Genomic DNA, 11309 nt, shown 5'->3' on the forward strand with positions numbered 1-11309 from the left:
ATGATACACTTCGATCTGATCGCGCCCGTCGGAGAGATCCTTCGACGGAACACACGCCAGTACCCGGAAAAGATGGCCTTCGAAGATCGGAGGCGGGCGGTCACCTATCCTGAACTCGATAAGGAGACGGAGGCTCTTGCCTCGCATATTGTTACTTCGGGATTGCAAAAGGGGGAGGCCGTCGCGATCTTCCTGCCGAACTCGGTCAACTGGGTGGTTGCCTGTCTTGCCGTCGTGCGTGCCGGTGGTATCGCCGTCCCGGTCAGCATCGAATCCACCGAAGCCGAGCTTGCCTATCGCATCACTGATGCCGGATGTACGGTGATCGTTAGCCTTGCCGAAAAGCGGCCGATGGTGGACGCGGTGCTGGCGCGCCTCGATCGCCCCGTCACGGTGGTTGGGGCCGATCCCGCCTCAGGATTTGAAACAGCGACGCAGGTGGGACCAGCCGGTTTCGAAGACGATGCGGATGTCGATCGTGCTGCCTACATTGTCTATACGTCGGGAACGACCGGCCAGCCGAAGGGCGTGCTTCTTTCGACACGATCGATGCTCTGGGTTACTGCCGCCTGCTGGGCGCCAATTGCGGGCATGAACGAGAACGATGTCGTCCTCAATACGCTGCCCCTCTACCATTCCTACGCGTTGAACATCGCAGTGCTGTCGATCATCGCGACCGGCGCCAGCGAATACATCATGGAGAAATTCTCCACGACGCAGGCAACAGAACTCCTCCGCACAGCCCGCTTCACGTTCATGCCCGGCGTGCCGACCGTCTTCCACTATTTTCTCTCCGCCTGCCAGGCGAGCGGCGAGAAGCTGCTGTCATCGGTGCGGCTCTGCGTATCCGCCGGTGCCATTCTGCCCGGTACGCTGAACAACGACTTCGAGCAATTTTTTGGCGTTTCCCTGCTCGACGGGTACGGGATCACTGAGACTTCGACCATGGTGACCATGAACTGGCCCGGCCGTTGGCGTTTGCCCGGTTCCTGCGGTCTGCCTGTGCCGGGGCTGGCGGTCCGCCTTGTCGATCCGAAGACCGGCCTCGACGTTCCGGCCGGTATGGAAGGCGAACTGATCTGCAAGGGGCCGAACCTGATGCAGGGTTATCACAACAAGCCGCAGGAGACGCAGAAGGCGATTGTCGACGGCTGGTACCGCACCGGCGATCTCGCCAGGTCCGATCCCAACGGTTTCCTGACGATCACCGGCCGCCTGAGGGAACTGATCATCCGCGGCGGACAGAATATCGCGCCGGCCGAGGTCGAGGAAACGATCCTGCTCGACCACGCGGTGTTGGATTGCGCCGTCATCGGCATGCCGCACACGATGCTGGGCGAGGTTCCGGTCGCCTGCGTCGTTCTTAAGGACGCCGATGCCTTCGATCAGGCGACGCTTCTCAATCACTGCAAGGAGCGGCTGTCCGCCTACAAGGTACCCGACCGCATCTATGTTGTCCAGGAGATACCCCGAACGGGATCGGGCAAGATCCTGCGCGTGAAGCTGCGCGAGAGCCTGCCGGCCTGAGGGACATGACTAAGGAGAATTGCAATGAACCCGTTCGTCTTCAACACGACCGCGCAGATCGTTTTCCGGCCAGGTGCTGCAGCTGAGATCGGCGATATCGTCAAGGCGAAGCTCGGACAGCGCATCCTCTTCGTGACCGATCCGGGGTTGCGGAAACTCGGACTGTGTGATCCGGCGCTCGCCTCGCTTGCCACCTCGGGGATCGAGGCAACCGTATTCGACAGCGTCGAGGCCGATCCGTCGCTTGCCACCGTGATGGCGGCGGTGGGTGCGGCCAAGACGACAGGTGCGACCGGGATCATAGGCTTCGGTGGCGGGTCGTCTCTCGATGTCGCCAAGGTCGTGGCACTACTGTGCGGCTCTGGTGAAGATATCGACGGAGCGTGGGGCGTCGGCAATGCCAAGGGCCCCCGCTTGCCGCTCGTGCTCGTGCCGACTACCGCCGGAACCGGGTCGGAAGTCACTTCCGTCTCGATCATCACCGTCGGCGGCGACGAGAAGCGCGGCGTGTCGTCGCCGATCATCCTGCCCGATATCGCCATTCTCGACGCGGACCTGACCGTCGGCCTTCCCGCTCATATCACCGCGGCCACAGGTATCGACGCCATGGTGCACGCGATCGAAGCCTACGCGTCGAAAAGCGCGAACAACAACCCACTTTCGAAGATGCTGGCGAGGCAGGCACTCCAGCTTCTGGGTGCGAACATCGAGAAAGCTGTTTTCGACGGGAAGGACCTCAACGCCCGCGGCGCCATGCTTCTCGGATCGATGCTGGCTGGCCAGGCTTTTGCCAACTCTCCGGTTGCTGCCGTCCACGCGCTGGCTTACCCGATCGGCGGTACGTTCCATATCCCGCATGGCCTGTCCAACGCCCTCGTTTTGCCCCATGTCCTGCGGTTTAATGCCCCGGACGCGGCTTCCGTCTACGCTGAAATCGCGGCGGATGCGTTTCCGGAGCTTGCCGCGGAGCAGGGGGCACAGGGACGCTGCGCCGCTTTCATCGAGAAGCTTACCGGTCTGTCCGCAAAACTCGGCCTCCAGCCAAGACTTCGTGATGTCGGCATCGGTGAAGAGCATCTGGCAGGCATGGCGAGCGACGCGATGAAGCAGACGCGCCTCCTCGTGAATAATCCGCGTGAAGTTAACGAAGCGGATGCGCTCTCGATCTACAGGGCGGCGTGGTAATGGCGGAGCGTGCAACCCCATCGAGCCGCGCTGTCTACAAGGTTTTCCGGGAGATCGGTCTGCGGTGGTCAGACAACGACACCTACGGTCATATGAACAACGTCGTGCATTACAGTCTGTTCGACACGGCAGTGAACGCCTACCTGATCGAGCATGATGTGCTCGACATCAAGGGCGGTGCAGAAGTGTTTCTGGTGGTTGAAACGGGCTGCCGCTACCATGCCGAAATGTCCTTCCCGGATCGCGTGACGGCGGGCATCCGTGTTGCGAAGCTTGGCAGTTCCTCTGTGCGTTACGAGATCGGACTGTTCCGCAATGACGAGGACGTGGCGGCTGCCGAAGGCTTCTTCATTCACGTAAACGTTGATCGGCTATCGCGTCGGCCCATTCCCTTTGGCGCCAAGGCAAGACGGCTGCTGGAGCCGCTTGTCATTCAACCTGATTAAAAAAAGACAAGGAAACACCCATGGCAGTTCTTACTCTCAAGGATCGGTCGCTCCTGCGCGACAAGTGCTTCATCGGCGGCGAATGGCGTGATGCGGACGATAACCGGGTGATTGACGTCACCAACCCTGCCAACGGCTCCGTCGTTGCGACGGTCCCGCGGATGGGTGCCAGTGAAACGCGCCGGGCGATTGAAAGCGCCCAGGAGGCGCAGGCGGGATGGAAGGCGCTTTCTGGAAAGCAGCGTGCGGCCATCCTGCGGAAATGGTTTGATCTCCTGATCGATAACCAGGACGATCTGGCCGCCATCATGACGGCAGAACAGGGCAAGCCGCTTGCCGAAGCAAAAGGCGAGATCGCCTACGCAGCGTCGTATATCGAATGGTTCGGCGAAGAGGCGAAGCGGGTCTATGGCGACACCATTCCTGCGCCCACGTCCGACAAACGGATCGTCGTCATCAAGCAACCGATCGGCGTGTGCGCCGCAATCACGCCGTGGAATTTCCCGGCCGCTATGATCACCCGAAAGGTAGGGCCGGCGCTCGCCGCGGGCTGCACCACGGTCATAAAACCAGCCAGCCAGACACCGCTGTCAGCGCTGGCTCTTTGTGTGTTGGCCGAGCGCGCCGGCGTGCCGAAGGGCGTGCTCTCCTGCGTGACAGGGTCGGCGAGCGAGATCGGCGAGGAACTGACATCCAACCCGATCGTGCGCAAGCTCAGCTTCACCGGCTCGACGGAAATTGGCAAGGTCCTGATGGCGCAATGCGCGCAGACAGTGAAGCGGACGTCGATGGAGCTTGGTGGCAACGCGCCGTTCATCGTCTTTGACGATGCCGATGTCGAGGCGGCGGTCAAAGGCGCGATCGCCTCAAAATACCGGAATGCCGGACAGACCTGCGTTTGCGCCAACCGTTTCCTTGTCCAGTCCGGGATCCACGACGCTTTCGTCAAGCGGCTGGCCGAAGTCGTCTCCGTTCTCAAGGTCGGGAACGGTTTTGATGATGGCGTCCAGATCGGTCCTCTGATCGACGACAAGGCGGTCGCGAAAGTCGAGGAGCTGGTATCGGACGCCATCAGCCGCGGCGGACGCATTCTGACAGGAGGTCACCGGCACGCCCTCGGCCACAGCTTTTACGAGCCGACCGTCGTTGCCGACGCGTCTTCCGATGCTCAGATCTTTGCTGAAGAGATCTTCGGGCCCGTTGCGCCAGTCTTCCGCTTCGACACAGAGGACGAAGCCATCCGGCTCGCCAACAACACGCAGTTCGGGCTGGCGGCCTATTTTTACGGCCGCGACATCGCGCGTGTCTGGCGTGTTGCCGAGGCGCTCGAATACGGCATCGTCGGCATCAACGAGGGTCTTATCTCGACCGAGGTCGCTCCCTTCGGCGGCGTAAAGGAAAGCGGCAATGGTCGCGAGGGATCGAAGTACGGCATGGATGATTACCTCGAGATCAAATATATGTGCATGGGGGTTTCGTGATGATCAATCTGGTCCTCATTGGCCCACCCGGAGCGGGGAAAGGAACGCAGGCCGAGCGTCTCGTGCGGGAATATGGGCTCATTCATATCTCTACTGGCGACCTGCTGCGCGAGGCGATCAGGGCAGAGACGTTGCTCGGCCGCGAGGCCAGGGCGGCTGTCGACAGCGGGGCACTCGTCCCGGATGAAGTTGTAATCGGCCTCGTTGAGGAACGGTTGTCCGATAAAAAACCGGACCAGGGCTTTATCCTAGACGGTTTTCCGAGAACGGTCGGGCAGGCCGAGGCGCTCGAGCGTCTACTCTATAGTTTGAACAGCCCGCTCGATCACGTCATCATATTCGATATCCCGATCGGCTTTCTCGAGGAGCGAATTGCGAAGAGAGCCGAACAATCGCGGGCCACCGGGACCTCAACGCGGACTGATGATAATGTGAACGTGTTGAAGAAAAGGGTAGAAGAATTTGCTCGCGCAACAGCGGCGCTAACGCCGTTCTATGATCATCGCCAGTTGCTTCGTCGTATTGACGCTGCAGCCGGCATTGACGAGGTCGCCGCTGAAATCAGCAGTTTATTGAGACGGTGATCGAAGTCAGGTCCAGAACTTCTGACCTGTGTTAACGGGAGGTCACGAATGAGCCTGCATGATTTTGGTGAGGACGAAGTGGTTTTGCCGACGGTTGCGCTCGCGACGGACGAACCGGTCGAAATCCTCCGTTACGCGTACGACTCTTTTCGTGCGGGCATTCCCGTTGCCTTGGTAACTCTGGTTGAGGTTCGTGGCGGCGCGGCGCGCGCGATCGGAGCGCAGATGGCAGTGCGGGGAGACGGCCGCTACTGCGGCTTCGTTTCCGGCGGCTGTACCGAGGCGGCGGTGGCAGCGGAAGCTATCCAGGCTTTGCGTAAGGGGCATGATCGTTTTTTGCGGCTTGGAGAAGGTTCGCCTTTCTTCGATATCGTGCTCCCATGCGGGGGAGGGATCACCCTTTCAATTCACATCCTCAAGAAGGCAGACCCATTGGGCGAGGTGCTATCAAATCTGGCCTCCCGGCGCCCCGCTACGCTTCGGTACACGCCCGGATCGGAATCAATGGAGTTCGGCGAAGAGGGTAGTCGGAGCCAAGCTGGGTGGTTCGACGGAACGTTTACTACACATTATCAACCGCGCATTCGTGTTCTGCTGTGTGGCCGATCCGTCGAGTTGACGATCACCGCCGCGGTGGCGAGGGCGGCTGGTTACGAGGTCGACCAGATCGATCTGGCCGTCGATAGCAGCGCGTTCGCTTCGAGGATTGACCAGTTTTCCGCTGTCGCGCTGTTATTCCACGACCTCGACCGGGAATTGCCATTACTTCAGGCCGCGTTGCGCTCAAACCCGTTCTACATCGGGGCTCTCGGGAGCAGACGAACCCACGAGAAACGGATCGCTTTGCTTCGCGAGCATGGCTTTGAAGATGCGGATATTGCGAGGATCAAGGCGCCGATCGGCGTTTTCGACAAAGCAAGGGATGCTTCGTCTATAGCGCTTTCCGTTGTCGCCGATATCGCTGCGGCCAGGTCTTGCGGTCAACAGGCGCCCGATTTCGGATAGCATTCGTTGCCCGGCCCCGGCCTGCATGGTTTGAGTATGTGTTCGAAATAACGTGCGTCATTGAACAGGTTTCGGGTTGGTCGCCGTCGCGACCACCTGACAGAGCTATAAAGTTACGCGTTCAGTGTTCCACCTGCTGCGCGTACTGCTTCAGGTGTATCTACGTCCAGGAGCGCCGCTTGGCCGATTTCTACATAAACGACCGGAAGGCCGGACGCTTCGATAACTTGTCGAGCTCCCACGTCGCCCTCCAACTGCTCCACGGCTTCAAATAGCGTTTTTGGGAGTAATACGGGATTTCCCGGCTTGCCGGCCCCCATCGCGCGAACCACCACGTCACCGTTGGTGGAACGGAAGGCGGCAATAAGTTGATCCAGATCACCGCTTGTCAATCCCGGCATATCGGCAAGCATGATCAGGATGGCGTCCGCTCCTCGATCACGACAGCGGGATACCCCGGCAGCAAGTGAGGTTCCCATTCCGGACTCGTATAGCGGGTTTTCGACACACTCGACCTTCAGGCCGTCGAGCACGGCTTCAATCTGAAGTCGACGATGGCCGGTTACCACGACCACGGCGTCGGCGGTCGAGCCGAGCGCGACGTGGGCGGAACGTCGTACGAGTGCAGTGCCATCAAAATCCGCTAGCAGCTTTGATCCATACGTTCCCATCCGATTTGATAAGCCTGCCGCCAGCAAAACAACAAAGACGTGGGGTGAAGGAATGGATTTTTCTGACCGTTGGCCGTGATCGCCCCCGCTTACCATTTGTGCCTTCCTCGCTTGATTTCCCGCCCAGCGCATGCAAATCGCGCCCGCGGCTACTTATTACCCAGTAGTGTGTCCAGCCCGCGACACAGCAACACGCGACCTTCAGCAGCTCGTGGAGACCGGTGCACTTACGCGTACGGGTGAACGTAGGCATACCCGGTACTCGCTGTCATTACAGAAATAAATTGCTGCCAGTCTAATGAACCCCACCAAAGTCATTATCCAGGTGACCGGCTGCTCGTTTCCGCTCAACTGCTTTGTGCTTCCAGATAGATGACACCCCATCGATTCTGCGACATCTTTCGCTACCGCCATTGAAGAGCCGGAAAACTTCAGGAAGTCTCGGTCCGTGGGTGCGTCGGCCTCACCACGCGCCGCTACCAATCCGGTGAAGTCGATGATGACGGACATATATCCCGACGCGGAGACCGCCATTTGCGCGGGCTCCTATACGAAGCAGCCTCGGTTATTCTCACGCGCAGTTCCAAACAGAGTTCGTTGCGGACATGGGGGCTTCAGCTGCGAGAGAGGATCGGCTTCAAAAGAGCTGCCGTGGCTGTCGCGCGAAAGCTGGCTGTCATTATGCACACCATGCTGAAAACCGGAGAGTTCTTCAATCCGACTGCGGGCGTGGCGGCATAGTATCTGATAGCGCTCAATAACTGAGCGCTTGAAGTGTCCCTGCCGGGACGTGAGCCGTGCCATTCCGTTGATGGGGTTGCATCGCTGTCTCAGCTGAATGCGTCGTCCACATTGAAGGCTCGTGCTGCGTAGCTCTATCATGCGGCGACTGATGTCGACCGCGAAGACAACCATGCACCCGGCAGCGATCTTCAGAGAAATTCAAGCTTGACACCACAGTTGTGATTAGACGAACTTCATCAGTTCGGCCTGGAAACCAACACCTCTTGGCCTTAAGATGCGCATAAAGCGCCAAAATCAGCTGGTCGCGAACATCGAAAGATTTATCCCCGCGTCTGAGCGTTCAGCTTGCTCTTTCATGTAAAATCCTCAAGGTCGACGCATCGCAATCAGGCGATGCCCTTGCCGCCGGTCACGCCATAGACTTCCCCATTGATAAAGCTGCCGTCCTGCGATGCCAGCAGCACATAGACAGGCGCCAGTTCCACCGGCTGCCCCGGACGACCGAAATCGCTGTCCTTTCCGAAATTGCGCACCTTCTCGTTGGGCTGGCCGCCGCTCGGCTGCAGCACAGTCCAGAAAGGTCCGGGCGCCACCGCATTTGCACGCACACCCTTTTCGATCAGTTGCTTGGCCAGCGCCTTGGTATAGGCAACAATGCCAGCCTTGGTGGTCGCGTAATCGAGCAGGATCGGCGACGGCTCATAGGCCTGTATAGATGCTGTGGTAATCACGGACGAGCCGGGTTTGAGATGCGGAACGGCGGCTTGGGCGATCCAGTGCAGCGCGTAAAGATTGGTCTTCATCGTGCGGTCGAAATCTTCGGTCAACAGCTCGTCTATACCTTCGCGATATTGCTGCCTTGCGGCGTTGATCACCAGAATGTCCAGCCCGTTTAGATCGCCGGCCGCTTTTTCGACCATTTCGCGACACCAGCCTTCATGGGTGATATCCCCCGGCAGCGCCACGGCGATGCGACCTTCCGCCTCTATCAGTGCCACAACCTCTTCTGCATCGGGTTCTTCTTCGGGAAGATAGGAGATTGCCACGTCCGCGCCTTCGCGTGCAAAGGCTATGGCGACCGCCCGGCCAATGCCGGAATCGCCGCCGGTTATCAGCGCCTTGCGGCCGGCAAGCTTGCCCGAGCCCTTGTAGCTCTTTTCCCCGTGATCCGGAAAAGGCGTCATATTCGTAACCAGACCCGGCATCTCCTGCTCCGGGGTCGAGAAGGGTGGACGCGGATATTGGTTACGCGGATCCTGCGGCTCGAGGCGGTCTGTCATCGCGGTCACTCCCATATTAGATGTCGATCCGGGCGCGTCCCACTTGTTCGCAAAGTGCCGGTATTCCCGGGCAACATCAGCGCGCCACACGCAAATCTAACGATCTGCGTCCGCTCTCGTTCCATCGATTATGGGTGTGGGACGCAATATGGGAATAACGGGCGGCGACACCGCTCGCTTTCTTCCTCAAACCGAGTGCTTCTTCCGGTTGGCGGGAAGAGGGGCACTATCGATGACTTCGCGTTTCCGGGCAGAGTTGATTATTCTGATCATCTCTGCACCCGGTAATATGCCTGGTTGCTCCATGAGTTTGTCACCTCCGGGCTTGGCGCTGCCGGCGCCCGATGTTTCAGGTTCGTTCTGGAGGGCCAAGTTCGCAGCGCCGGGCGCGATAAGGCTTTGATGCAGCCGAGAGGCAATATCAACCGTACGTCCATCGCATGTTCGCATTCTACCGGCCGATGGAATAGAAAAGTCCCGCCCCCTGGGAAACAATGACTAACAATAACGTCGATATCCAATTTAATTAAGGAAACAAATTGCATCTGGAGCAGTCTATCGGGTGCATGCGTTCGATATGGTTTTAAGGCAATAAACTTGCGTTCCGTATTACGACCTGCCTTTCGATCGTTATACCGTTTCTGAAAAACAGTATAACCTCGCCAGTTTCCGGCCCCTTCCACATAGATCGGGATCAGCGGCTTCGTCGGCATTTCAGAATGCCGACGGCTACAGGGTGGAATTTTTGACATCGAACCGGCTCGGACGACTACATTGATCAGCCGGCGAAGATGCCCGCCCCTGGCGGCGCCAGCGCGGATCCGCTACGCTTCTCGACTTATACTGCTCCACCGAAGCTGCATCCCGGTCGTCGTCCCCGATCCAACTCGGTATGCGGTCCATAAGCTCATAGTCGCCAGCCGCGGCCACACTGACGGGCAGGGGCCGGCGAAGCGCGCGAAGGACATTCGTCAAGCCGCGCTGCTTTTTGAGGCACTGCAGCAGACAAGACGATCCGCCGCCTTGGCACTCGTCTACAACGAAGCATGGGAGCGCGGGCCTGCGTGGCAAGAAGCTATCCGAGTCGGGGCGGGGATGCTGCCGGCACTAGATGCAGACCGGTTCAAAACGGTGCGAATCGACGGCGCAAAGAAAAACCGCGAAGATATTGAACTTCCGTTTGGCGAATAGACCGTCCTCGCATTGAACGCCAGGCTGCTGATTTCGTTCGAAGTGGGCGCAGACAAATAGGGTGCCAAGGGTCTAATTCTGCTCATGGTCTCCGTTTAGAGAGCAGTGTCGTAGCCCCAAACACGAGCGCTTTGCGATTGAGGCATGTAACTTTCGCGCATCTGAAGTGCGCGAAAGTTACATATATGCCCCTCTATCTCATCGGCGAAAACATCGACAAAACCCGCGGCTTTCGCCAAACCGAGGCTGGCAAGCTCGCACTTGGAATTAGAATGTACCCCCTTACAAACGATGTTAAAGCAGGGTAGAGACGCGACCCCGCTGCCCCGTTAGAAATGCGACACTCGCTCCGACAATCAGCCGCGGTCTTTTTGACAAACCGCGCTTTTCTATCTGAGTATCCTCACAGCCATTTACCGGTCCACAACTGCGCGGAACGTGATTTCAACGAGCTGCTCTGGAAAGGCGAGCCGCGTAACACCAATGATATTGCTCGCAAGCTGAGGAAGATCGGAACCGTAGACTTTTTTTCGAATTTCCGCGGCGGGGCCGAAGGCTGCATCGACGTCCAGTACGTAAAGTGTCTCTTCAACCACGTCATCGAAGGTCGCGCCGAATTGTTGCAGGAGGACCTTGGCGTTCTGGTAGGTTTGACGAATTTGAGCTTCCATGGTCTCGAACGAGGCTGGCTTTCCAGCGGCGTCGATTTCGGCGGGTGCGACCAGATTACCTTGGCTGTCATGGCTAAGCTGCCCAGAGATGTAAATCGTATCCTTAACCTTGACCGCTTGTGCGTAGCCAAATGCTTTTTCCCAGGCCACGCCGTGGTTTGCGGATTGAACGCGTAGAGTGTTTGTTTCGTTCGTCATCTTGAACTCCTTCGAGAAATGTTTGGAGCCCCAAAACTGAACGAGTTTGACTGCGCCGTGAATTGCAATAAATCTAACGAGTGTATTGCGTTTAGCGCAATGCGTTGCTTTCAACCTTACGGCGTTCGTCCAATCCAATCTGAGAGTAGGTGTGTCGCATTGCGTCTTCCTTGCGCGTGATAACCCATTGGGATCATTAGCAAGTCGCACTTCATCCTTGAACCCACCTCAGAACGGTGTAGCGGCTTTTGCGCTCAACGAGTGATGTGACGTTGGCATGGCCAAACGGGCGCTCGAATATGATGAGGTCGCTCTCCCAATGACCA

At 58.4% G+C, this 11309-nt stretch carries 9 protein-coding genes and 2 pseudogenes; 8 read left to right on the top strand and 3 right to left on the bottom strand.

All coding sequences use genetic code 11. The features are described from left to right. Genes O3S81_RS25605 through O3S81_RS25630 form a run of 6 tightly spaced genes read left to right on the top strand, consistent with a single transcriptional unit; the run spans position 1 to position 6228 of the window. Complete coding sequence (locus O3S81_RS25605; protein WP_269347634.1) at positions 1-1527, top strand: class I adenylate-forming enzyme family protein; 1527 nt, start codon at positions 1-3, stop codon at positions 1525-1527. 24 nt (positions 1528-1551) lie between these two features. Further along, a complete protein-coding gene (locus O3S81_RS25610) occupies positions 1552-2712 on the top strand; it encodes an iron-containing alcohol dehydrogenase (RefSeq protein WP_269347635.1) in 1161 nt (386 codons plus the stop codon). Beyond that, the gene (locus tag O3S81_RS25615) at positions 2712-3158 is read left to right on the top strand and encodes an acyl-CoA thioesterase (protein WP_269347636.1); all 447 of its coding nucleotides are present in this window, start codon (positions 2712-2714) and stop codon (positions 3156-3158) included. The genes O3S81_RS25610 and O3S81_RS25615 overlap by 1 nt, the downstream gene beginning before the upstream one ends. 20 nt (positions 3159-3178) lie before the next feature. Continuing rightward, positions 3179-4639, top strand: a complete 1461-nt coding sequence (locus O3S81_RS25620; RefSeq protein ID WP_269347637.1) for an NAD-dependent succinate-semialdehyde dehydrogenase — start codon at positions 3179-3181, stop codon at positions 4637-4639. Continuing rightward, entirely contained in the window at positions 4639-5223 is a 585-nt protein-coding gene (locus O3S81_RS25625) for an adenylate kinase (RefSeq protein WP_269347638.1), read from the top strand. Before O3S81_RS25620 ends, O3S81_RS25625 begins: the two co-directional genes overlap by 1 nt. Before the next feature lie 48 nt (positions 5224-5271). Then, on the top strand, positions 5272-6228 hold the full coding sequence (locus O3S81_RS25630) for an XdhC family protein (RefSeq protein WP_269347639.1): 957 nt from the start codon (positions 5272-5274) through the stop codon (positions 6226-6228). Between the two features lie 113 nt (positions 6229-6341). On the opposite strand, the gene O3S81_RS25635 is transcribed toward O3S81_RS25630, so the two are convergent. Continuing rightward, positions 6342-6995 (bottom strand): nucleotidyltransferase family protein, encoded by a 654-nt coding sequence (locus O3S81_RS25635; RefSeq protein ID WP_269347640.1) that lies wholly within the window; start codon positions 6993-6995, stop codon positions 6342-6344. A gap of 292 nt (positions 6996-7287) precedes the next feature. Here O3S81_RS25635 and O3S81_RS25640 point away from each other — a divergent pair. Continuing rightward, positions 7288-7640: pseudogene (locus O3S81_RS25640) on the top strand (transposase); the annotation flags it as partial. A 389-nt stretch (positions 7641-8029) separates the two neighbouring features. Here the strand turns inward: O3S81_RS25640 and O3S81_RS25645 are convergent. Continuing rightward, a complete protein-coding gene (locus O3S81_RS25645) occupies positions 8030-8923 on the bottom strand; it encodes an SDR family oxidoreductase (protein ID WP_269347641.1) in 894 nt (297 codons plus the stop codon). Between the two features lie 661 nt (positions 8924-9584). Here O3S81_RS25645 and O3S81_RS25650 point away from each other — a divergent pair. Next, a pseudogene (locus tag O3S81_RS25650) lies at positions 9585-10114 on the top strand (GSU2403 family nucleotidyltransferase fold protein); the annotation flags it as partial. A 413-nt stretch (positions 10115-10527) separates the two neighbouring features. On the opposite strand, the gene O3S81_RS25655 reads toward O3S81_RS25650, so the two are convergent. Next, positions 10528-10983: a Rid family hydrolase gene (locus O3S81_RS25655; protein ID WP_269347642.1), complete on the bottom strand. Its 456-nt coding sequence runs from the start codon at positions 10981-10983 to the stop codon at positions 10528-10530. Positions 10984-11309: the final 326 nt, after the last annotated feature.

Origin of the sequence: Agrobacterium sp. SOY23 (genome assembly GCF_027212525.1) — a bacterium.
Taxonomy (GTDB): Bacteria; Pseudomonadota; Alphaproteobacteria; order Rhizobiales; family Rhizobiaceae; genus Agrobacterium; species Agrobacterium tumefaciens_I.